The sequence below is a fragment of the Pseudoalteromonas sp. T1lg65 genome, assembly GCF_051930985.1.
Taxonomy (GTDB): domain Bacteria; phylum Pseudomonadota; class Gammaproteobacteria; order Enterobacterales; family Alteromonadaceae; genus Pseudoalteromonas.
Genome location: NZ_CP196837.1, coordinates 3,352,276 through 3,376,443, shown reverse-complemented (window position 1 = coordinate 3,376,443; position 24,168 = coordinate 3,352,276). Strand labels below are relative to the sequence as shown.

The window sequence follows — 24,168 nt, the reverse complement described above, 5'->3', positions numbered from 1 at the left end:
TTGATTTCTTTTTATCTGAGCGCTTATTAGCATGGATATATCTGTTGTTATTCCGCTTTATAACAAAGCCGAATTTATAGAAAGAGCTATCCGCTCGGTGTTAAGCCAGTCGCATTCTGCTGCAGAAATCATTGTTGTTGATGATGGCTCAACGGATGACGGCGCAAAATTGGTATCGATGTTTTCTGACCAAGGTGTTCGCTTGATCTCGCAAGCTAATCAAGGGGTCTCTGCGGCACGAAACCGTGGAGTCGATGCCGCGAAATCGGAGTTTATCGCCTTTTTAGATGCTGATGATTACTGGCACCAAGATTTTCTATCTGTTATTGCCTCGCTAAATAGCCAATACCCAGAAGCCAAGCTACTTTGTACTGGCTATGAGTTTAAAACAGATACAGGACTTAGGGTGGCTAAAAACCACCATTTAAACCAACAAAATGGGGTTATGGAAGACTACTTTTTGGCTTGTTGTAACGCAGATTTACCGATCACGTCTTCTTCTGTTTGTGTATCAAAAGCTAGTTTGCAGCAAGTTGGTGGATTTAATCAACAGCTTAAACTGGGGGAAGATCAGGCTGTTTGGGCAAGAATTGCTTGTCAACGGCCTATCGCCTATAGCAAATCAGTCTCAGTCGTTTACGACTTAACCGCATCAACCGTTGGTCATTCGCCAGTGGATTTTGAACAACCCTCCCCGCATATTTTTGAGTTTCAAAAGTTGTTGGATGAGAAAATAGTTCCTAAACATCTGGTATCAAGTGTTAAGTACCTTCAACATCTTACGGTAATGAGTAGTATCAAGAGTAATCTATTGATGGGTAAGCGTACACAAGCTTTTAAGCTGCTTATCTCCCATCCATTATTAAAATGGGATAGATATCGTGCTGCAGCATTTTTATTATTGCTGTTACCGAAGTCTTGGGTTGCTCGTAGTTATATGGCATTGAAAGAGCGGAGATAGTTTCATGGTTAGAAAGCAGTTTCTCTTTTTCTTTCTAACACTGGCGTTTATCAGTTTGGCGGTAGTTGGTCAGTATCATATCCTGCCTACTAATGCGTTGTTTGAGTTACTTGTGTTATGCACATTTTTGTTTGTCGCGAAACGTATGTGCCCAAGTGCTTGGCTAATTTTTTGCTGTTGTATTGTTTATCTGATCGTTACGCTAGCTCTAGCTAAGGTGCGTGGCGTTCACCCAGTTGATTATTTTATTGCATATAAAGCCTTTTTTTATATAGCGATCCTGTGCTTTTTTTCTTCTAAGGTGTTATTTCAAGAAACACTGTTACGTCGTTTTTGGTATGTACTGCTGGCCCTATTTTTTATCAAGTATGTAATCTGGATTGCATTGAGGCAAGAAGGGCGCCCAGGGATTTTTACCGAGAATAATTACGAAATCATGTTTTTATTATTGCTCGGCTGTGCCATTTGGAGCTTTACGCGCTCATTAAAAATGACTGACTGGATGGCGCTAGCAACGGTTACCTTTTTGTCCGGCTCTCGTTCCGGTGTTATTTGTTTTCTAGCTATGTTTACCGTTTTCTATATTAAAGACTTTGGCTGGAAAACAGTGTTAAAGCTGTTAGTTGTCGCAATTATTGCTGCTGGTGTAGTGGCAACCTTTATTTCCCGGTTGTCTGGTGGTGATTTAGAAGCCATCGACAGAGTGGTTTTCTTCCAAGGCTTTTTGCAAGCTATCTCAGACTGGGGATGGCAAGAATACTTAATTGGCTCACAAACACTTACACCTATGCCCGAAAGTGTCTGTAATCGACTACAATATTATCAATCGCTGTTTAGTGCGGGTAAACCGGGAGTCTGTTATTCCCTGGTATTACACACCTATTTAACTCGGGTTGTTTTCGACCATGGCTTTCTTGGATTGATTTTTATTTTTGTGAGTATCAATCAGCTGCTAAAACTCAGTGACATAGCACCAAGAGCTAGGTTGGCCGCATTTAGTATTGTATTTTTAAATGGTGCATCGGTAAGTTCGATAAATAGTGTTTATGCGGTTGTTGGATTGATCATTTTAATGACAGGCTTGTACCCTGAACGGTTGGTAGCTAGTAGACTCACTAGTAATAGTGAAGAAAAAATTAAATAGGAATTTGTAATGAAAATAGTGGTTGTTGGAACCGGCTATGTAGGGCTTTCTAACTCTGTACTTTTAGCTCAACACAATGAAGTTGTTGCGTTAGATATCGACCAGCAGAAAGTTGAGTTAATCAATGATAAGCAGTCCCCAATTGTTGACAAAGAAATCAGTGAGTTTTTAACAACCAAAAAGCTTAATTTAACTGCAACCACAGATCGAAAGCTGGCTTATCAAAACGCTGAGTTTGTTATTATTGCAACACCTACAGACTACGATCCTGAAACCAATTACTTCAACACAAAGTCGGTAGAGTCAGTGATTGAAGATGTGCAACATTATAATAAGAATGCAGTTATCGTGATCAAATCTACAGTGCCGGTAGGGTTTACCAGAAAGGTAAAAGCATTATTTGATAACGACAATATTATCTTTTCTCCAGAGTTCTTGAGAGAAGGTAAAGCACTCTACGACAACTTATATCCATCAAGAATTATTGTTGGTGAACAATCTGATAGAGCTGAGCTGTTTGCTGGGTTATTGCAACAAGGTGCGACAAAGCAAGATGTGGATGTTTTGTTCACTAACTCGACTGAAGCTGAAGCGATCAAACTATTCTCTAATACTTATTTAGCAATGCGCGTCGCTTATTTTAATGAATTGGACAGCTATGCAGAATCACATGGTTTAGATTCAAAGCAAATTATTGAGGGAGTGTGTTTAGACCCCCGCATTGGTAATCATTACAATAACCCTTCGTTTGGTTATGGTGGTTACTGTTTACCAAAAGACACTAAGCAACTACTCGCCAATTACCAAGATGTGCCGAATAATATAATCAAAGCAATCGTGGATGCTAACACCACCAGAAAAGACTTTATTGCGGAATCTATTTTAAAGCGCAAACCTAAAGTGGTTGGTATATATAGACTGATTATGAAGTCGGGTTCCGATAACTTTAGAGCATCTGCAATTCAAGGTGTAATGAAGCGGATTAAGGCGAAAGGGGTTGAGGTTGTTGTTTATGAACCGGTATTAACTGATGATACCTTTTATAACTCCAAAGTGATCCGTGATTTAAGAGAGTTCAAATCAGTGAGTGATGTAATTGTTTCAAATCGTATGGTTGAAGCATTGTCAGATGTAGAAGACAAGGTTTATACAAGAGATCTATTTGGCAGCGACTAGGGTTGGCAGCCCAATGAGATCACTGTTCAGTAACCTTAGACACCTTTATAAGAGTGGAGCCAAAGGTTAAGGCTTTGCGGGTGCTATTGTTTTTAATTATTCAATAAAGTTGTTCGTACATCTTGGTTTTTGCTATAATGGGAACAGTTAAAAGTGTTGCGGTACTCTTGGATACGCTAGAGTATAAGAGTACAATAGCAACTTATCCTTATTGTATATATCGATTATTGCATGGAACGCTGGTACTTAGTCTATTGTAAGCCAAAACAAGAACAACGAGCTCAACAAAACCTTCAACAGCAAGGGATCACAGCTTGTTTCCCTACTATGTTTGCTCGAAAAACAGCGAGCTCTCCTGTAAAGCCAGTTCCACTGTTCCCTCGTTATCTATTTGTTCGCTTAGATCCACATTCTGGACACTTTTCTGCGGTAAAAAATACTCGCGGTATAAGTGACTTTATTCGCTACGGAACTCAGCTGCAGCTTGTTCCAGAAGAGATCGTACATCACTTTATGCAACAAGAGTCAGCAACAGAACAAACAGAGTTTAACCAAGGTGATGTCGTCGTTTTGAACGATGCGTGCTACAGGGATATTGATGCAATCTATCAGCAGCCCGATGGTGAGTTCAGGAGTATTCTGCTGATCAATATGCTGAATAAATCAGTCAGTATTGTTGTAGATAATCAATCGATTAAAAGGAAAGAGTAAATTTTAATACTTTACGACTACATGTTGTAAAATTTAAGTCGTATTCTATTTAGTTGTTTCCATTGCTCAATTAGATGAATTATCACTAGAAGCCGTTTTAAAAATCAGTATCTAGGAGCTGTAACCTAGTGGCGGAAGCGTGCCTTAAGCCAAGTTGAAAAGAACCGACATAAAACTTCCGAGTAGCAATGTCACTAGAACAAAAAGAGGTTGTCGCTAACATCGCCATAGCGATATCTTGAATCCCGAGTCTCTAAAAGCTAAGCGAGATGCAGGATTTAAGACTTTTATGCAACCTACTCAACTTGCGATTAACAACCACGCGTGCTTTAATTAGCGCTCAGGAATGTATTGCCCAATTGCTGTTTCGTAACGAGCAATAAAAGCAATAAAAAGAAAAGATTACAATAATATTGGGAAACTACAATGGTATTTCGTTGTAAAACTTTCATTGCATCAGCTGTTCTTCTTGCAATGGGTGGCTGTACTATCATCCCCGGTGGCCATTTTGAAGGAATAAGCTCTGGCGAGCAAACCGCCAATCTAGAGAGAGACCTAGAAAAAGTAAACATTCACATCATCGACTCGCAACTTGTTCAAGAGCACAAAATCAAAAAAGCCAAAGAAATAGACCGTTCGGCGCTCTCTGGCATTGATGTGTCAAATTACGAGTATAGACTTGGCGTGGGAGATGTGATCACCATTGGTGTGTGGGATCATCCTGAATTAACTATTCCAGCAGCTGTACAAAGAACTGCGGAATTTGACGGCTTCCGCGTGCAAGCGGATGGCACTGTTAATTTTGCTTACGCCCCAAAAGTGCCTGCAGCAGGTAGAACCGTCACAGAACTGCGTGAAGACTTAACTAAACGCTTAAGCCGTGTAATTGAAGAGCCACAGATAGATGTAAAAGTGGTTGGTTTTAGAAGCCAAAAGGCCTACGTAACCGGTGAAGTAACTAAACCGGGTGTTTATCCAATCACAGAAACGCCCGTAACCTTGATCGATGCTATCAACCAAGCGGGTGGTTTAACAGAAAGTGCGGATTGGGAAACGGTATCCTTTACTCGCGGCGATAAAACAGAAGTCATCCAATTAGACGATTTTTACGCCCAAGGCGATATTTCACAAAATCGATTATTACAACATGGTGATATCATCCACATCAGCCGTAATGACAAACGTAATGTATACGTACTAGGTGACGTAATTAAAGCTGGTAAGGTTGATGTAAATCGCTATGGACTCAGCCTTGCGGAAGCGTTGACTGATGTAGGTGGTTTCAACGAACGTACCGCAGATGCTAACGGCGTGTTTGTACTACGCAAACGCGACCTACAAAAAGACGGCGTATTAGCTGATGTATACCAGCTACACGCAAAAAATGTAGCGTCGTTGGTACTAGCAGAACAATTTGAGCTCCAACCACAAGATATTGTGTATGTTACTAGTGCGCCTCTAGCCCGTTGGAACAAGGTTATCAGCTTGTTATTGCCGTCACTTTCAACAGTTGATGCAATACAAGATATAGAAAATCAATAACTGTGAGTACTCATGTTTGATAGTGTTTTAATGGTATGTGCGGGAAATATTTGCCGCAGTCCAACTGCTGAATATGTATTAAAAAGCAAATTAGTTGGGAAAAATGTACAAATTTCTTCAGCGGGATTAACCGCTTTAGAAGGCAAAGCTGCAGATTCCACAGCTCTAGAGCTTGCCAGTGAGCAAGGTATCGACATGAGTGAGCACCAAGGACGCCAGTTAACAGGCACCTTGGTGGCACAAAATAGCCTGATTTTGGTAATGGAGCAAAGGCACCTAACCGATCTTTGCAGCCGCTACCCACAAGCTCGTGGCAAAACCTTTTTGTTGGGCAAATGGATTGGTGATAAAGAAGTATCAGACCCTTATCGTCAATCGCGCGAAGCCTTTCAACATGTTTATGAAATTATCGATAGCGCCTGCAGCGCTTGGCAAAAGTATTTATAAGGAACTGCGAGTATATGAATGCTCAGCCAAATCTAATTACCCCACAAAAATCACAAAAAGAAGATAGTCAAGAAATTGACTTGATGGCGCTTTTTGGCGCGTTACTGGATGCAAAATGGTTTATTGTTGGTGTCACGGCTCTATTTATGCTGTTGGGCGTTGCCTATGCCATATTCAGCACGCCTATTTACCAAGCAACAGCGATGGTGCAAGTTGAAGAAAAAGGTGGTTCGGTTCCTGGCTTTGATGATATGTCGGGCATGTTCGAAAGCACCTCTGCAGCGGTGACTGAAATTGAACTGCTCAAATCAAGGAGTGTCATAGGCGAAGCGGTAGACACACTAAATTTAGATACCGTAGTTGAACCAAAATTATTCCCGCTTATTGGAGGCCGTAGCTTCCGTAAGTTTGTACCACAAAGCGAAGGTGAGGTGGCAGAACCAAGCTTTGGAGCAAGTTCTTATGCATGGGGTGGTGAAAAGGTAGAGATCCACCGCTTTAGGGTCCCTAAAAGTGCAGAAGGGCTAGAGTTTACTTTGTTAGCACAAGCTAATGATAGTTTTTCTTTGCATGGTGAAGACGGTAATGAGGTGCTGTCTGGCAAGGTGGGGCAAGAGATTAAATCTGGGAAGTTTGAATTAACCATCAAAACACTTATTGCACGACCCAATACTGAATTCTTAATCGTAAAACGTAATAGACTGCAAACCATCCTAGATTTACAAAGTGCAATTTCCGCCTTTGAAAAAGGTAAAGATTCTGGGATTATTAACTTAGCTTTACAAGACAAAAACCCAGCTTATGCTGAAAAAGTCCTAGATAAAGTAGCAAGTATATATGTGCGCCGAAATGTAGAGCGCAACAGCGCTGAAGCACAACAATCGTTAGAATTTTTAGAAGTCCAACTTCCTGAAGTAAAGCGTAACTTAGAACGTGCGGAGAAAGCCTTTAATGACTATCAAATTCGTCAAGAATCAATCGATATTAGCTTAGAAACACAGGGCGTTTTGGAGCAGATTGTAGCATTAGAAACTAAGCTGCAAGAACTAGAATTAAAGCGCCTAGAGCGAGGTCGTAAATTTAAACGTGAGCACCCATCATACCGTGGGGTAGTGGAACAAATTGATACGGTTAAACGTCAAAGAAATGAACTGGCAGGTGAAGTACAAGGCCTTCCTGAAACTCAACGTGAGCTATTGCGCTTAAAGCGCGATGTAGAGGTCAATAACGAGATTTATACGCTGCTCTTAGGTAAAACTCAGGAATTAGACATAGTGCGTGCGGGTACCGTAGGCAATGTTCGCATTGTCGATTATGCAGAGGTAAATACAACCCAGCCAGTAAAACCTAAAAAGGCACTAGTTGTTGCGATGGCAACTTTGTTGGGTAGCATGTTAGCTGTGGCGATTGTACTTATTCAAAAAGCGTTGCATAAAGGGATAGAAGACCCAGCAGATATTGAAGCATTAGGTTTACCTGTTTATGCTAGTGTTCCATTCTCTGACTATCAGGTAAAACTGACTGGCTTTGCCACGGCACGTAAAGGTAAAACCGCCAAAGCTAAGTCTATTTTGGCGATTGATAATCCAGCAGACCTATCAGTTGAAGCACTTAGAAGCCTGCGTACTAGCTTGCATTTTGCAATGCTAGAGGCAAAAAACAATGTAATTGCGATTTCAGGGCCAAGCCCAGGGGTGGGTAAATCATTTATTACCGTCAACTTAGCTACTGTATTAGCACAAAGCGGCAAAAAAGTGTTGGTCATTGATGGCGATATGCGTAAAGGCTATTTACAAACCCAGTTTGGCATGAAATGGGATAACGGTTTAAGTGACTACTTATCTGGCCAGTTAGATTTGGCTCAAACAATAAAGAATACACAGGTCGAAAGGCTTGATGTAATGACGCGAGGCCAAATACCGCCAAACCCCTCTGAACTATTGATGCATGAAAACTTTAGTAAATTAATTAGTGAAGTGAGTAAAATGTACGACCTAGTAATAGTGGATACACCACCAATTCTAGCAGTAACGGATCCTGCAATTGTTGGGGCGCATGCTGGAACAACCCTGCTCGTAACCCGCTTCGGTCAAAACCATATCAAAGAGCTAGAAATTACTCGAAACCGCTTTGAGCAAAATGGGATAGACATAAAAGGGGTGGTATTTAATGGTGTCGTCCGTAAGTCAGCCAGCGCCTATGGCTATTACGGGTACTACAACTACGAGTATAAATCTGAGGGGAGTAAGTGAACAATTTACTTTCAGTCATAATGCTTGGATTTTTTTTATTTTCAATGTTTTCTTTTACTATGAGGTAGTGGATGAAAGGAATTATTTTAGCTGGTGGTAGTGGAACGCGTTTGTACCCATTAACTAAAGTGGTCAGTAAGCAACTAATGTCAGTTTATGATAAGCCGATGATTTACTACCCGATTGCTACTTTAATGAATTCGGGAATTAAAGATATTCTAATTATTACAGCACCACACGAGCAATCAAGGTTTCAAGCGTTATTAGGTAACGGAAGTGATTGGGGGGTTACCATACAGTATGTAATTCAGCCTTCTCCTGATGGCTTAGCTCAAGCGTTTTTGCTTGGCGAAAAATTTATTGGAACTTCAAATGTTGCATTGATTTTAGGTGATAATCTTTTTTATGGTCATAATTTAGTTAAATCTTTAAAAGCAGCGGCTAACCGACCTGACGGTAGTACTATATTTGGTTATCATGTTGCAAACCCAAAAGCCTACGGTGTCGTTGAGTTTGATGATTCTGGCAGAGCTATTTCGATTGAAGAAAAGCCAGAGACGCCTAAATCAAACTATGCAGTGCCAGGTTTATACTTTTTTGATAATAAAGTTGTTGAGTACGCTAAAAACGTAGCGCCATCAGCGCGTGGTGAATTGGAAATTACTGATGTAATTGGGCAATATCTAGAAGCTGGCACGCTGAATGTAGAAATTATGGGGCGTGGTACTGCGTGGTTAGATACGGGCACTCATGACAGTTTATTACAAGCTGCTCAATTCATTGAAACAATAGAGAAACGCCAAGGTCTAAAAGTTAATTGCCCAGAAGAGGTTGCTTACCGAATGGGTTATATTACAGAGCAAGAGCTCCGGGATTTAGCTGAGCCTTTGAGAAAAAGCGGTTATGGTGAATATCTGTTGGGTTTACTGACGCAGAAGGTGTTTTCATGAAAGTAGTTGAAACAGCTATCCCAGATGTAAAAATTCTTGAGCCAAAAGTATTTGGTGATGAGAGAGGTTTCTTCATGGAAACTTTCAGAGAAGAATGGTTCAAAAAAGATGTTGCTGACGTCACATTTGTACAAGACAACCACAGTAAATCTTCACAAGGTATTTTACGTGGCCTGCATTATCAAACCGAACAGACTCAAGGTAAGTTAGTTCGAGTCATACAGGGCGAAGTCTACGATGTTGCTGTTGATTTGCGAAAAAATAGCCCAACTTTTGGTAGACATGTAGGTATTTTATTAAGTGATGAAAACAAGCTTCAACTATGGGTGCCGGAAGGTTTTGCTCATGGTTTTTACGTTACAACCGAATTAGCAGAATTTGTATACAAGTGCACAGACTATTACGCTCCTCAGTTTGAACAAAGAGTATTGTGGAATGACCCCGCATTAGATATTCAATGGCCCTTAGTTAATGGCCAAGCACCGATCTTATCTGAAAAAGATAAAGCGGGTATTTTGCTAATTGATGCTCCTGTATTTTAGGGGAAGCGAAGTAATAATGAGTAAAACAATTTTTGTAACAGGTGGTGCAGGTTTCATTGGCTCCGCATTGGTACGTTTCTTAATTAACGAAACAAAGCACATAGTAATTAACTTCGATAAATTAACTTACGCAGGTAACTTAGAATCGTTATACTCAATTGAAAAAAATGAGCGATATAACTTTATTAAAGGTGATATCTGTGACAGAACAAAACTATTAGCTGCCTTTGAACAATATCAACCTGACTTTATTATGCACTTAGCTGCAGAGAGTCATGTTGACCGTTCGATTGATAGTCCTGGTGAGTTTATTCAAACGAATGTTGTCGGTACTTATGAGTTGCTTGAGGCAACTCGTAGTTACTACAGTGAATTAGTAGGTGACAAGAAAGTTAATTTCCGTTTTCACCACATTTCAACAGATGAAGTGTATGGTGATTTAGGTGAAACGGGTCTATTTACCGAAGAAACGCCCTATGAGCCAAGTTCACCTTATTCAGCATCAAAGGCGGCGGCTGACCACTTAGTAAGAGCATGGCATCGCACGTATGGTTTACCTGTTGTTTTAACGAACTGTTCAAATAATTATGGTCCATGTCATTTTCCTGAAAAACTAATTCCATTAGTTATTCTTAAAGCAATAGCGGGGGAGCAATTACCGGTCTATGGTGACGGTAAGCAGGTAAGGGATTGGCTATTTGTAGAAGACCATGTGCGAGCACTTTATAAAGTAGTAACAGATGGTAAATTAGGTGAAACCTATAATATTGGAGGCTTTAATGAAAAGCAAAACATTGAAGTTGTCACCACGATTTGTAACCACTTAAATAACTTAATTGAAGTTAAACCAGCGAATTTTTCCGACTTCAAAGACCTAATCACTTTTGTTGCTGATAGACCTGGCCATGATATGCGTTACGCCATTGATGCGACAAAGATAAATAAAGAGTTAGGCTGGCAACCAAAAGAGACATTTGAAACAGGTATCCTAAAAACAATTCAGTGGTATTTAAATAATCAAGAATGGTGTAAAAACGTTCAAAGCGGCTCTTATCAAAGAGAGCGCTTAGGTACAAACTAAATGAATGCTTTAATCGTAGGTAAAAATGGTCAGGTTGCATGGGAGCTCGTGCAAACCTGCCCAGAAAATATTAAAGCCGTAGCGCTCGGTCGTGACGATATTGATATTACGTCACAAGAGAGTATAGAGAATGCAATATCTGCTCACATGCCAAACATTATCATTAATGCATCGGCCTATACCGCTGTTGATAAAGCAGAGTCTGATCAAGAAAACGCTTATTTAATTAATGCAACAGCAACAGAGTTACTGGCTAAATCTGCCTGTAAACACAACATTCGTTTGCTACATATCTCGACAGATTTTGTGTTTAATGGTAACAAAAGCATGCCTTATCGGGTCAATGATTCTGCAAGTCCTATCAATGTTTATGGTGCTTCAAAGTTAGCTGGTGAAGAAGCCATAAAGCGGAATTATCCAGAAAACTCGTCGATAGTGAGAACCTCTTGGGTTTATTCAAGTCATGGTAATAACTTTGTAAAGACCATGCTACGTTTAATGTCAGAGAAAGCAGAACTAAATGTAGTGAGCGACCAAATAGGTTGTCCGACAAATGCAAAAGGGCTTGCAAAGTATCTTTGGCAATTGGCTGAACAAGAAAGTTTAGAGCAGGTTTATCACTATAGTGATTTAGGTGTTGCTAGTTGGTACGACTTTGCTGTTGCTATTCAAGACATCGCGTTTGGTGAGGGGTTATTAGATAAGAAAATTCCAATAAAGCCGATACCAGCAAGTGCATATTCAACTCCTGCTAGAAGACCGCAATTCAGTCTTCTTTTTTTGGGTTTTAATGGTGCAAAAAGTGTGCATTGGGTCCATCATTTAAATGATATGCTAACGAGTTTAAAATAGTAAATCACTAACCTAACTAGATTTAAACTGAAGTTTTAGGTAGCTAACATTAAATGAATTTAATTTGAAATCCAAAATTTTAATTTTTGGGGTTTTGTTCTTAACTGATTTAATTAATCTTTTTTCAAAAGATTGTAGTGGCTTTTTTCGGAAATAGTAACAAACTTGGATTGATCAAAGCCGGTAAGCTGGTTCAGTAAAGCTGATAAATGCAAAAATAGGAATAAATTATATTTTTAATTGCAGGCCCTAGTGTTATTGAGTCTGAGCTGCTTGTTTTAGACACTTTTGGAACATTAAAGGAGATTACGGATAAATTTGGTATTGACTATATTGCTAAGTCATAAGTTACGAAAGCTAATCGTTCTTCAGTCTCACCTTTTAAAGGGTCTGGAGTAGAGCATGGTTAAAGGTACTTCAAAAAGCAAAGGCAGAGCTGGGGGGAGAAGGTAATTACAGATGTGCATGAGGATACTCCGTGGTGGAGGTATTACATAAACCAGCTTTCTTAGTCAACCAAACGAACTTTATTCAACGCGTAGCTTCAATTGGTAAGCCTGTTAATATAAAAAAGGTCAGTGGTGCATCCATGTGACATGCAGCCAGTTATTGAAAAGTGCAAATGGGTCGGTAACGGAGATATTTGTCCCTGCGAACGAGGCACAAGTTTCGGTTTCGGGCAATTAATAAACTATATGACTGGTTTGGCGATTATGAAAGAAACAGGGAGAAAAGTCGTAATGGATGCGACTCATAGCTTACAAATGCCTGGAACTATCAATGGCTCTTGGCGGAAATCGTTATCATGTACCTTCGAGTACAAGGGCTGCTGTAGCGGTACGTATCGACGGGTTGTTCATGGAAACCCATCCTGAGCCAGATAAAGCTCTATGTGATGGCCCTAATATGTTAGAACTCAAACACATGGAAGAGTTGCTCGAGACACTCCTTGAGCTCGATGACGTTGTTCATCGCCGACTATTTATTGAAGCTAGTTTTAGATAACTTGTAAAAAGGGATAGATTTATTTTTATTAAATATCTTTCTTCAGGCCCAAATTCAGATAATAAGTGCACCACTCATGGTTAAACGGTGAGAAGAGATCAACTGCCTGTTGGTGGTACTCTATCGTCGCCAAACAAACAGAAGCATTTACCATGAGTTACAAGCAGTTGATCGAAGGACAAAGATACCAGATAGAAGCCTACTTACGCGAGGGTTTTAGTTATCGTGAGATAGGCAAACGCCTGAAAGTTAGTCATACCACTATTAGCCGAGAAGTCAGACGAAATAGGATCCGGGAAAATCACTATCTACCCGAAGTCGCTCAGGCAAAGACACTCAAAAGGCGTGTTGAAGCCGCAAAGTCGTGTCTATCTAAGCTGACCATCACCTTTGTTGAGTTCGGATTAGAACAAAAGTGGAGTCCCGAGCAAATTGCAGGCGTGGGCCGGATTATTGGGCTTTCAGTGAGTCACGCGTGGATTTACGGCTATGTGCAACGGGATAAATTGAGCGGCGGCAAGTTGTTTAGGCACTTGCGACAAGGCCATCGACGATATCGCAAAGGTCGTCGTGCGAAGCGTGTCATTATCCCGAACCGGGTGGGCATTGAGCACCGCCCAGCGATTGTTGACAAGAAAAGGCGGTTCGGTGACTGGGAAGCTGATACCGTACTGGGTAAGCATGGAACGGGTGCAATAGTCAGCCTAGTTGAACGCCAAAGCAAGCTTTATTTAATACGTAAAGTGCCAGCAAAGAGCGCGGCAGAAGTCAGCAGAGCCATGATAGGCATGCTGTGGCGATATCGCCGTCATGTGCATACGATAACCGCTGATAATGGCAGCGAGTTCTGTGACCACGAGCTAGTTGCAGATAAGCTCAACACTGATATTTATTTTGCGAATCCGTATTCCTCATGGGAGCGCGGGTTGAATGAAAACTTCAACGGTTTATTGCGCCAGTACATACGTAAAGGCACGGATTTAAGAACGGTAACGGATAAGCAGGTGTCCGATGTTGAACGTGCGCTAAACGCCAGACCTAGAAAGTGCCTAGGTTACAAACAGCCTGTCGTTGTGTTTAATGAATTACGCAATGCGGCCTAATTTAGCGAGTGGTGCACTTCGGGGTTGAATTCGCGGCTTTTAAAAAATAAAATTTTCTTTTAATTAAATTTTATTTTTTAAATATAAATGTAAAGGAAGGTTATGATAAAGCAATATAAAGTTAGGAAAAGTTCCTAGTTTACGATTTTTTGTATCCCATCATTAAATAGGATGTTGTTGTAAGATGAATTATATTTTGGAAGCAAAATCGGTAATAAGAAATGAGATTGAAGGTATACTTGAAGTGGAGTCTAAACTTGATCATACATTTGAGAAGCTTATTTCATGTATTTCTAAATCAGCAGGCCGAGTAGTGATGTGTGGAATGGGAAAGTCTGGACATATAGCAAAAAAAATCTTTGCAACTCTTGTCAGTACAGGAACTCCGTCAATGTATATGCACCCAGCTGAGGCATATCATGGTGATTTAGGGATGATCAAAGAAGAAGATATCTTCTTTGCTATATCAAACTCAGGTGAAACATCAGAGGTTACTCAGTTACTACCGTTTATTAAGAATAATGGTAATACACTCATATCAATGACAGGTAACCCAGCATCAACTCTAGCTTCAGTATCAGACTTTCATTTAGATATAGGAGTTAAAAAAGAAGCATGTCCGCTGAATCTTGCACCAACAACCTCTACAACAGTGTCCCTTGTTCTGGGTGATGCGATAGCTATTTCACTTATGAAAGCTAGATCCTTTAAAGAAGAGAACTTTGCCAAATACCACCCAGGTGGAAGTTTAGGTCGAAAACTTTTAATGACGGTTCAAGACTGTATGTTAACAGGAACATTCGTTAAAAGTAATGACTCATTTATTGATGTAATCAGCACAATGAGCACGAGCAAAACAGGAGTAGTTTTAGTTGGTGATACCAATAATTTGCAAGGAGTTATAACTGATGGTGATATAAGGAAATATTTAACCAGATATGACATCAGTAGTTATAAAACAGCTGAGGCTAGTGATTTAATGACAACTTCACCTAAAACTATATCACCTAATACTAAGTGTTCAGATGCTGATAATAAAATGCGTGATGAAGGGGTCAATTCACTTATTGTGAAACAAGGTAATCAAGTTCTTGGAATATACGATAATTTAAATAGGAAGTAGTAATGAAAGTAGTAGCATTTTTGCCAGCTAAAGGTTCGAGCTCTAGAATTGAAAGTAAAAATATGAAGCTATTAGATGGTAAGCCTCTCTTTCTCCATACACTTGAAAAACTAGCAAGCTCAGGTTTATTTGATGAGGTTTACCTTGATACAGAATCTGAAGATGTTATTAATGCAGCATCGGAAGTAAACTGTAAAATTATGAGGCGAGATCCTGAGCTCGCAAGTAATAAAGTAGATGGCAATCGAATGTTTTATAATGAGGTTTTGCATACGGATGCGGATATATATGTTCAAATACTTTGTACAAGCCCATTTATTGAAATGGAAACTGTGAAGTTAGGAATTGATAAGTTAAAGTCCTCAAGTGAGTACGATTCTGTAGTTCTTGTGAGAAAAGAAAGACTATATACGTGGGACGATAATGGACCTGAATATGACATTAATTCAATACCTAATAGTGTTGATTTGGGTGATACAATAATTGAAACCATGGGGTTGTATATTGTAAAAAGGGAGGCTGCGATTAGTTTAAAAAGGCGAATAGGTAATGCACCTTTCTTGCTAGAATCTTCACCACTTGAAGCCATAGATGTAAATTGGCCTGAGGACTTTCAACTAGCAGAACTAATTGCAGCTGGCAGAAGGGAGAAAAGTAGAAAATTGTTAGGGAATATAAAAAATCATCTTACAAGTTGTATACTTTCTGATTTACTTGATGACTTAGGTTACCCAGATCAAGTGCTAAAGGGTTTGACTCCGAATATAAGTGGAGTCAAACTTTTAGGCAGAGCTAAAACATTAAAGCTAAGAAAGCTAAATGATGGTGAGTGCTTTAAAGGGATATATGATGCACTGTACAGCTACGATACTATTATTCCAGATGATATTATTCTTGTGGAGAATGAAAGTCCTGAGTATGCCTATTTTGGTGAGTTAAATGCAAATTTAGCCATTCGTTCTGGAGCTTCAGGGGTGATTGTGAATGGTATGACAAGAGATAATGAAGAAGTTATAGGTACTGGCTTACCTGTTTTTTCAAAAGGCTATACTTGCCAAGATGTAAGAAAGAGAGCTACAACAGAATCATTTAATAAAACAATTTGCTTGAACGGTATTAAAGTTGAGCCAGAATGCTTGGTTTTTGCCGATAGTGAAGGTGTTATAATTATTCCAAAACATATCGAGCAGGTAGTAATTAATGAAGTTTACAAAAGAGCTGCTAATGAAAAGAAAATTCTTGCGGAAATTTCGGAAGGTGTTGATGTTGATACTTTAACTAAAAAGTATGGTTTTTTCTAGTTGTCAGCTCAGAATAATAAAATGTTAACGGGGTTTTATTTAAATGGTTTGGTGGCCTTCTTGCTGCCAAATTTAGGAGCTGTCGATGAAAAAAATTAATGTCAATATTTTTTTTAATATCGTATCCACAATGTTCACAACTCTTTCTCCCTTGATAGTGATACCCATTATTACAAATGCCATCGGGCTTGATTTATACGGAGAATTTGTTGCTATATTATCATTATGCGCAGTCTGTGTGGTTTTGTGTGATTTAGGTTTTGGTATGTTCATACCAAAATATATGAATGAGAGAAAGCTGGTTTCATACGTAAGCTCAGATTTGTTAGTTATTTTTATTGTAGTGAAAGTAGTAATCTCTCTACTGGCATTAATGATTCTTTATTTTCTTTTTAGCTACAGTAACGGTGTTTTCTTAACAATTTCTTTGTTTGTTTTTGTGTCAAATTTAAATCCAACACCATTGGTTGCTGGGATTGAAAACTATAAGTTGCTGGCAATTGCAAGTTTAATTTCTAAATCTACCTTGGTTTTGGTGGCATTTCTAATTGATTATGAAGAATATCCAGTAGAAGCAGCAATGCTGGTCCAGGTATCGATGGTTTTTATCACCAATTTTATACTTTACTTGTTCCTTTTTAGGGTTGTTAAAAGTGAGCGCCTAAGTTTCGGGATGAGGGATGTGCTGATTTTTATAAAGGATGCGCTGGGTTTTTATTTCGCTAGATTGGCTGTGAATATTCTTAATCAAGGTAGTACATATTTAGTTTCTAAATTTGTTTCTAATGAACAAACTGCTATATATTCATTTCTTAATCAGTTATATAAAGTAGGGCAAGCATTGCTGGGGGCTGTTTCTAGAGTTTTATATACCCATACACTAAAAACCAAGTGTTTTAATGCATTGCATCGCTCTACAGTCTATGCTGTATGTGTTATATTTTTACTTGCACCGATAGTCTACGGCTTTTCTGATAATGTTGGTAAGTTAGTTCTTTCCAGCTCAAATGTTGAACTAAGTGAATATACACTACTGGTGCTTTTTTCTCTTGTATTTGTGGCCTTTAGTAGCAGCTATGGCTATCCGGCATTGGTCTCGATTGGGAAAGAAAGTTATGCTCATGTAGGGATATTCATATCTTCATTGTCTTATTATTTTGCGTTCGTCTTGGTGGTTTATACGACAGAGATGACCTTGTTTCTGGCGTTGCTTTGCGTTCTTTTTTCGGACTTTTTATCTATGTCTATAAGGTTCTTCTTTGCTGTTAAATTCGGTATTATCAATTGCTTTAAACGTTTTTAAAATTTAGAACCTAACTTTTTATAATGAAGTGTTGTGTGTTATTTCTAATTTGTTGCAATATGGTGGTTTTGTTGTGGGTGAATATGTTAGGTATAAAAAATTAAAATCTTACCTTAGCGGTTGCGAATATAGGGGGTACCCTTTAGAACTTGTTTTGGGGAGTTATTTAGGGATGATGACCTGGAAGCCATCAGGTTTTGTTTATATTAATTATCTATTCCTGAATGTTAATTTCTTTAATTTTCCTAGTTCGCAAAGCGTAATAAATACTTGTTCAACATCGAGGGAGGGTTATATTTCATTGATTAAAGGTTATTTCCCTGATGCGGATTTGCAATGTGTTAGGCTTGTTAACTCTAAATGGGAGTTTTTTTTGGGGGTTCCCCACTCAATATACTACTTTCTAAAAGCGGTTCTTTTTTCTGTCAATATTAGGTGTTCGATAGGTGAGCGGGTAAAGCTAGTTGTGGCTTTATCATTGGGGTTTAAGGTGATAGATAAATTGGAGCAGCAAGTAATAGAGTGTGATAAATACATAGCCTTTAATAGTTCCTACTTGTTAGAGTCTTTTCTTTCATACTACTTTAGGCTTCGGAATGTGGATACGTACAGTTTGCAGCATGGTATGTATTTTAGTTACTGTAACGAAATACCATATGATGTGATTAATTATGAAAATGTTTGTGCTGAAAAGCTTCTAGTATGGGGGCGGTACTCTATTAATGAAATTCAAGATAAAATCCCGCTATCTTCTCGGTGTTTATTGTTTGGTTATCCAGAAAGTTATTATCCTAAAGATTTAACGCAGAAAAAATCTGAAAAAATACTTGTTTTATTGCCAAGGGATATTTACTTAAGTGATATTAGAGTGTTGCTAGAGTATCTAGGGGAGTGTCAATTCAATTTTTTAATTCGACCACATCCTTCCGTTGCTGAAGAGGTGGAGGTATTAATTTCAACTAAAGATAATTTTCGATTAGATAAGTCACCTCTGTTGCATTCAACGCTTAAAAGCGAATTGTTTAAGGGGGTGATTGCATTTAACTCGACCGCAGTTTTTGAAGCTAAGTTATATAATCAAAAAGTACTAATGTTTAAGTCAAGCTCTACGGAGTTTATAAATCCGGGGTTTGTTGAGTTTTGTATTGGTGAGGATTTGGCGGATGTTTTAGTTAAGGAAAGTAGTTTGGTCAAAGATGATTTTTTTGTTCCGCAAGTGTTTTCTATTCAATAGAATGGCTTTAATGTAATTGAGGTGGGTGTGTTTGATAGTGCAATATTAGTCTTGTTATATAATAAAGAGTTAATGGAAAGTAGCACGGTTACTTCTTTAATTTCATCGGATTTGCAATTCAGTAATGCTAGGTTGGTCCTTTGGAATAATGGGCCAGAGAGTTTAGGTGATACTGATTTCTTGGTTTTTCAACAGCTGGGTTATGATGTGCAGGTAATGGAAACATTGTATAATGAATCACTTGCTGTTATTTATAATTCATTCATAAGAAATAACAAAGCAAAAAAGTATATCTTTTTAGATGATGATTCTAATTTGAATTCGGAATATATAAAATTTGCGGATATTAGCTCTCAAAATAAAGTTGCGATGCCTATAATTACTACAAGTGGGAGGGTTGAAAATCCTAAAGTAAATTCTGTTGCTTATAGTTTTGGTCAAAAAATTGACTCTAATGATAGAGTAACCACGATTGGAAGTGGTCTTGTAGTTGGTGATGGGGTTATAATAAGTTTGCTAAAGGAATTTGGGGCAGTCTTTGATGAGCGTTTTTATTTTTATGGAGTAGATACAAGTTTTTGTTTTAGGCTTAACCTCAATAACTTAAATGATGCGATAGAGTTTATACATGGCTTTGAACATTCTCTTTCGCGGCTTAAGGTTGAGGACCCAAGTTTTACAGGTTTTAGAGTTTTAGAGCATAGTTACAGTTTGGGGTTGATGGTCCGATATTATCATTCTTTCCCAAAAAACGTATTAATTGTAGTAAAGGTGTTTTTAAATGCTTTTTTTCAAGTTGTGTTTAAGAAAAAAGGCTTGTATAAAATAACGCCTTTTATTAAGGCTGTCATTGCAGGGAAACACTATCGAGCTTTTGATTAACGACAGCTTTATCATTGAGGAAATTATATATGACTCTTTTGCTCAATATCACTATGCTGGCTATTCTATTTCCATGGGTTTCTTTTGGGTTATTAGATGTGGATACTCAGCCTTGGTTTATTTTGTTTTCAAGTGTTTTTTTTGTTTTTAACTTGAACAAGAAGCTGCACTTTGTAATTCTATTTCCATTGTTATTGTTTTTCTTTTCTGTTTTGGTTGGTCTTTATTATGGTTTTATAGATTTCCTCTTCGTTAGAGCGGTTTTAGGTAGCTACTCTTTTTTCGTGGTTTTTGCTTTTTTTTATTTGGTGAAGCGCTTCTATGTCTTACCAATAAAGGTTGTTTTGTTTTCAAATGCATTGTGGCTTTTAGCAGGCGCAATTCAATCAATTTGGGGGAAAGGTGTTTTATCTTTTTTAGTCACAGTAAGAACAACTGAGGACCGTGGTGTTACAGGCTTAGCTCCTGAACCAACATATTTTGCGATATTTTTATTTTTCTTGTCATGGGTTTTGTTTCTTGAAAAAAACAATATAAATGATAAAGTTTATAAAGCACTAATGGTTTTAAATTTTTTATTTATTGTTTTTGTTGCAAAGTCAACAATGGTGATACTGTTTTTTGCTGTTCTGTTTATGCTGTACTTTTCTTTTTATATATTAAATTTAAGGGTGCTACTTGGCTTGTTTGTTTGCTTAACCTTTACTGTTGTTGCTCTTCCTTATGTTGCTATTTTACTGGATGGTACCCGTGTTCAAGGTTTGTTAAATTTTGCTTTAACAGAACCTGAATCCCTTATTAGGTTAGATGCAAGTATAAACGAGCGGTTATCGCATCTTTATTTTTCATTTAAGGGTTTTTTCAATGACTATGGATTTCCCCACGGCTTTCACCAGTTTGGTAGTGAGTTACTTGAAGGTCGGTCATTATCTAATGGGGTCTTTTGGTGGGGCAATAATGATAATAAAATTATGTCTGGTACTGGTGCGCTTTTATACGAACTTGGTTGGCTGTCTCTTCCTTTCTTTATAACCGTTGGCTATATGTCTGTCAGTAGGGATTGCTTCAAAGAAAGTATGTTATTTTTATTGCTTTTTTTAATCCTTTTTTCTTCTGCGATACCGCTTTCTTTTTCTTTGTTGCCTATGGTATTGGTCCTGTTGTTTTTTTACTTTAATGGGGAGTTAAGTAATGAATTTGCTAGCCATAATTGAAAATATTTCTGATGAGTACGGTGGACCAGCCAACTCATTGCCTAATTTGCTTTACTTTTTGTTTAAGAATGAAAGCATCAAGTCTCAAATTGTAACCGTGTGCGCAACTAATAAAGAAAGTAATGTTTTAATTGATAAATACTCATTATCATGGCGTAAATGTGAAAGAGTGGGCTTAAAAAAGGTGCAGTATGCTAAAGAATTGAAAATTGAGTTAAGTAAAATCATCAGCAAAGATACTGTATTATTTTCAAATAATTTATGGAATTATCCAGCCTATATCTCTTACCGGTTATCGAAGAAAAAAAATATTCCCCATGTTATTTCCGTCAGAGGTTCGCTATATCCGTGGTCATTGAAGCAAAGTAAAGTATTAAAAAAAGTAGCTTGGGTGCTTTTTCAAAGGAAAGCACTAACAGATGCTAGTCTCATACATGTTACTTGCAAGGATGAATTAGAAGCTGTTCGTGATTTAGGCATTAATACCCCAGTTGCTTTATGCCCACATGGAATAGATTACGCAGCATATCAAACCTTGCCAAGTAGAGTTGAATCTCTTGAAAAAATGGGGTTAGATCCTAACAAAAAATATATACTTTTTATGTCTAGGCTCCACAAAAAGAAAGGTCTTGACTTTCTTTTAAATGTTTGGCCTGCACTTTCAAAAAAATATTCAGATTGGTGTCTTTTGATTGTTGGTCCGGATTATGATGGTTACAAACAAAAAATTGAAGACTTAAGACGTGAAAGTAGCCTTCATAAAAACCTAATGCAATTAGGTATGCTTAAAGGTGAGGCGAAAGAGCAAGTCCTTGCCCTAAGTAGCTTTTTTATCTTACCAAGTTACAGTGAAAACTTTGGCGTTGTAATAGGTGAAGCACTAGCAGCAGGCCTTCCAGTTGTCACAACGAAAGGCGTGCCATGGTCTGAAATTGAAAGCTTTTCGTGTGGTAAGCAGATTGAATTGACAGAAGAAAATTTGATGTTTTCAATGGAAGAAATGATGCTTTTGAGCGACAGAGAACTTAAAGAAATGGGCAGACGTGGTAAGAAGTTGATCTTAAATAATTACTCATGGGAAGCCCAAGCTTCTAAGTTTGCAAAGGCTTTAGATTTTATAAGCAACGGGAAGCCAGTTCCTGATATTATATTTCAATAAAATTAAGTGTTTGTTATGGAAAAGAAGATGAAAAGAGCTTTAATTACCGGCGTAACTGGACAGGATGGCTCTTACTTAGCTGAGTTTCTACTTGAAAAAGGCTATGAAGTTCATGGCATCAAGCGGCGAGCATCAAGTTTTAATACCGAGCGTGTAGACCATATTTATCAAGATAGGCATGAGGAAAACCCTAAGTTTTTTTTACACTACGGTGATCTAACGGATACGTCTAATTTAACTCGTATTCTTAAAGAAGTACAACCTGATGAGGTTTACAATTTAGGTGCCCAAAGCCACGTAGCTGTATCGTTTGAAGCACCAGAATATACTGCTGATGTAGATGCAATTGGTACTTTGCGTTTATTAGAAGCAATTCGTTTTCTTGGGTTAGAGAAAAAGACTAAGTTCTATCAAGCGTCAACCTCTGAGCTTTATGGTGAGGTACAAGAGATTCCTCAGAAGGAAACAACGCCTTTCCACCCTCGCTCACCTTACGCTGTCGCGAAAATGTATGCGTACTGGATTGCGGTAAATTACCGAGAGTCTTATGGTATGTATGCATGTAATGGTATTTTATTCAACCACGAATCTCCACGTCGTGGTGAAACGTTTGTAACGCGTAAAATTACACGCGGTCTTGCGAATATCTCGCAAGGTTTAGAGAAGTGTTTATATTTAGGTAATATGGATGCGTTACGAGACTGGGGGCATGCAAAAGATTATGTTCGTATGCAGTGGATGATGCTTCAGCAAGATACACCGGAAGATTTTGTAATCGCGACAGGTAAACAAATCTCAGTAAGAGAGTTTGTGTCGTTATCAGCAAAAGAGCTGGGTGTTACGCTTGAGTTCAGTGGTGAAGGTGTTTATGAAATAGCGACAGTGGTTGCGATAGAAGGTGATAACGCACAGGCACTAGCAGTAGGTGATGTAATCGTGCGAGTTGACCCGCGTTATTTCCGTCCAGCAGAAGTTGAAACATTACTGGGTGACCCAACTAAAGCGAAAGAGAAGTTAGGTTGGGAGCCAGAGATTACTGTAGAAGAAATGTGTGTAGAAATGGTGCAACATGATTTAGCTAAAGCGAAGCAGCATGCACTATTGAAATCCCATGGCTATGATGTGAGTGTTTCAGTAGAATAGTCTCTGCGCAGAGAGTAAGAAATATAAAGATAACCCAGCTTATGCTGGGTTTTATAATGGATAAATAAATGAGTTCTAAAACAGTTTTTGTCGCAGGCCATAATGGTATGGTCGGCAGTGCGATAGTCAGAAAGTTAAAGCAATCAGAAGATGTTCAGGTTGTTACAAAAAGCAGAACTGAATTAAACCTATTGGAGCAACCGGCTGTTCGCACGTTTTTTGAAGAGAATCAAATAGACCAAGTGTATCTTGCGGCGGCAAAAGTAGGTGGGATTGTTGCGAACAATACTTACCCTGCAGAATTCATTTATGAGAATTTAATGATTCAAAATAATATTATCCATAGTGCGCATTTATCAGGCGTTAATGATTTACTATTTTTAGGGTCAAGTTGTATTTATCCAAAGTTTGCAGAGCAACCAATGACAGAGACTGCGTTGTTAACCGGGGTGTTAGAGCCAACCAATGAACCTTATGCGATTGCTAAAATTGCAGGTATCAAGCTGTGTGAATCTTACAATCGGCAATATGGTCGTAACTATCGCTCTGTCATGCCAACTAACTTGTATGGTGAAAATGACAATTTTCACCCAGAAAACTCCCATGTTATCCCAGCTTTAATACGCCGCTTTCATGAAGCCAAATCAGCAGGCGATGACAAAGTAGTCGCTTGGGGTACAGGCAAGCCGATGCGTGAGTTTTTACATGTAGATGACATGGCTGCAGCCTCAATTCATGTTATGAATTTAGATGCAGAAACATATAATGTAAATACACAAGAGATGTTAAGCCACATAAATGTAGGTACAGGTGTCGATTGTACAATTAGAGAACTTGTTGAAACGGTTGCAAAAGTAGTTGGTTTTGAAGGTCAAATTGAATTTGATGCAACAAAGCCTGATGGTACGCCACGTAAACTTATGGATGTTTCACGTCTTAAGTCGTTGGGATGGGAGTACAGCATTTCTCTAGAGGCAGGTCTAAAAAATACATATGAGTGGTTTTTAGCTAATCAAGATAGTTTCAGAAAATAGAGAACATAG

22 protein-coding genes are annotated in these 24,168 nt (G+C 38.5%); all 22 read left to right on the top strand.

Annotation, left to right across the window (positions count from 1 at the left end; all coding sequences use genetic code 11):
- The first annotated feature begins 31 nt into the window (after positions 1 to 31).
- The 22 genes from ACSLBF_RS15025 to fcl all read left to right on the top strand — a co-directional run bounded on the left by ACSLBF_RS15025 (position 32) and on the right by fcl (position 24,159).
- A complete protein-coding gene (locus ACSLBF_RS15025) occupies positions 32 to 961 on the top strand; it encodes a glycosyltransferase family 2 protein (RefSeq protein ID WP_440054170.1) in 930 nt (309 codons plus the stop codon).
- 4 nt (positions 962 to 965) lie between these two features.
- Entirely contained in the window at positions 966 to 2,105 is a 1,140-nt protein-coding gene (locus ACSLBF_RS15020; protein WP_440054169.1) for a hypothetical protein, read from the top strand.
- A gap of 9 nt (positions 2,106 to 2,114) precedes the next feature.
- Positions 2,115 to 3,281: a nucleotide sugar dehydrogenase gene (locus tag ACSLBF_RS15015; RefSeq protein WP_440054168.1), complete on the top strand. Its 1,167-nt coding sequence runs from the start codon at positions 2,115 to 2,117 to the stop codon at positions 3,279 to 3,281.
- A gap of 231 nt (positions 3,282 to 3,512) precedes the next feature.
- Positions 3,513 to 3,992 (top strand): transcription/translation regulatory transformer protein RfaH, encoded by a 480-nt coding sequence (gene rfaH, locus ACSLBF_RS15010; protein ID WP_440054167.1) that lies wholly within the window; start codon positions 3,513 to 3,515, stop codon positions 3,990 to 3,992.
- A gap of 426 nt (positions 3,993 to 4,418) precedes the next feature.
- Positions 4,419 to 5,534, top strand: a complete 1,116-nt coding sequence (locus ACSLBF_RS15005; protein WP_440054166.1) for a polysaccharide export protein — start codon at positions 4,419 to 4,421, stop codon at positions 5,532 to 5,534.
- A gap of 12 nt (positions 5,535 to 5,546) precedes the next feature.
- Complete coding sequence (locus ACSLBF_RS15000) at positions 5,547 to 5,981, top strand: low molecular weight protein-tyrosine-phosphatase (RefSeq protein ID WP_440054165.1); 435 nt, start codon at positions 5,547 to 5,549, stop codon at positions 5,979 to 5,981.
- 14 nt (positions 5,982 to 5,995) lie between these two features.
- Complete coding sequence (locus ACSLBF_RS14995; protein WP_440054164.1) at positions 5,996 to 8,233, top strand: polysaccharide biosynthesis tyrosine autokinase; 2,238 nt, start codon at positions 5,996 to 5,998, stop codon at positions 8,231 to 8,233.
- Between the two features lie 71 nt (positions 8,234 to 8,304).
- A complete protein-coding gene (gene rfbA, locus ACSLBF_RS14990) occupies positions 8,305 to 9,183 on the top strand; it encodes a glucose-1-phosphate thymidylyltransferase RfbA (protein ID WP_440054163.1) in 879 nt (292 codons plus the stop codon).
- A complete protein-coding gene (gene rfbC / locus ACSLBF_RS14985; RefSeq protein WP_440054162.1) occupies positions 9,180 to 9,725 on the top strand; it encodes a dTDP-4-dehydrorhamnose 3,5-epimerase in 546 nt (181 codons plus the stop codon). Before rfbA ends, rfbC begins: the two co-directional genes overlap by 4 nt.
- A 16-nt stretch (positions 9,726 to 9,741) precedes the next feature.
- Entirely contained in the window at positions 9,742 to 10,806 is a 1,065-nt protein-coding gene (gene rfbB / locus ACSLBF_RS14980) for a dTDP-glucose 4,6-dehydratase (protein WP_440054161.1), read from the top strand.
- Positions 10,807 to 11,658: a dTDP-4-dehydrorhamnose reductase gene (gene rfbD, locus ACSLBF_RS14975; RefSeq protein WP_440054160.1), complete on the top strand. Its 852-nt coding sequence runs from the start codon at positions 10,807 to 10,809 to the stop codon at positions 11,656 to 11,658.
- Positions 11,659 to 12,438: 780 nt separating this feature from the next.
- Entirely contained in the window at positions 12,439 to 12,663 is a 225-nt protein-coding gene (locus tag ACSLBF_RS14970) for a hypothetical protein (RefSeq protein ID WP_440054159.1), read from the top strand.
- A gap of 152 nt (positions 12,664 to 12,815) precedes the next feature.
- Positions 12,816 to 13,766 (top strand): IS30 family transposase, encoded by a 951-nt coding sequence (locus ACSLBF_RS14965; RefSeq protein ID WP_440054158.1) that lies wholly within the window; start codon positions 12,816 to 12,818, stop codon positions 13,764 to 13,766.
- Positions 13,767 to 13,950: 184 nt separating this feature from the next.
- Complete coding sequence (locus ACSLBF_RS14960; RefSeq protein WP_440054157.1) at positions 13,951 to 14,889, top strand: KpsF/GutQ family sugar-phosphate isomerase; 939 nt, start codon at positions 13,951 to 13,953, stop codon at positions 14,887 to 14,889.
- Positions 14,890 to 14,891: 2 nt separating this feature from the next.
- A complete protein-coding gene (locus ACSLBF_RS14955) occupies positions 14,892 to 16,190 on the top strand; it encodes a cytidylyltransferase domain-containing protein (protein ID WP_440054156.1) in 1,299 nt (432 codons plus the stop codon).
- A gap of 85 nt (positions 16,191 to 16,275) precedes the next feature.
- Positions 16,276 to 17,493: an oligosaccharide flippase family protein gene (locus tag ACSLBF_RS14950; RefSeq protein WP_440054155.1), complete on the top strand. Its 1,218-nt coding sequence runs from the start codon at positions 16,276 to 16,278 to the stop codon at positions 17,491 to 17,493.
- A 73-nt stretch (positions 17,494 to 17,566) separates the two neighbouring features.
- On the top strand, positions 17,567 to 18,727 hold the full coding sequence (locus tag ACSLBF_RS14945) for a hypothetical protein (protein WP_440054154.1): 1,161 nt from the start codon (positions 17,567 to 17,569) through the stop codon (positions 18,725 to 18,727).
- Between the two features lie 27 nt (positions 18,728 to 18,754).
- Positions 18,755 to 19,609 carry a hypothetical protein gene (locus ACSLBF_RS14940; RefSeq protein ID WP_440054153.1) on the top strand — a complete coding sequence of 285 codons (855 nt, stop codon included), beginning with the start codon at positions 18,755 to 18,757 and terminating at the stop codon, positions 19,607 to 19,609.
- Between the two features lie 29 nt (positions 19,610 to 19,638).
- Positions 19,639 to 20,823, top strand: a complete 1,185-nt coding sequence (locus tag ACSLBF_RS14935) for a hypothetical protein (RefSeq protein ID WP_440054152.1) — start codon at positions 19,639 to 19,641, stop codon at positions 20,821 to 20,823.
- Positions 20,801 to 21,982: a glycosyltransferase gene (locus ACSLBF_RS14930; protein WP_440054151.1), complete on the top strand. Its 1,182-nt coding sequence runs from the start codon at positions 20,801 to 20,803 to the stop codon at positions 21,980 to 21,982. The genes ACSLBF_RS14935 and ACSLBF_RS14930 overlap by 23 nt, the downstream gene beginning before the upstream one ends.
- 27 nt (positions 21,983 to 22,009) lie before the next feature.
- Entirely contained in the window at positions 22,010 to 23,125 is a 1,116-nt protein-coding gene (gene gmd, locus ACSLBF_RS14925) for a GDP-mannose 4,6-dehydratase (RefSeq protein ID WP_440054150.1), read from the top strand.
- Positions 23,126 to 23,193: 68 nt separating this feature from the next.
- On the top strand, positions 23,194 to 24,159 hold the full coding sequence (fcl, locus tag ACSLBF_RS14920; protein ID WP_440054149.1) for a GDP-L-fucose synthase: 966 nt from the start codon (positions 23,194 to 23,196) through the stop codon (positions 24,157 to 24,159).
- The last annotated feature ends 9 nt before the right edge of the window (positions 24,160 to 24,168 follow it).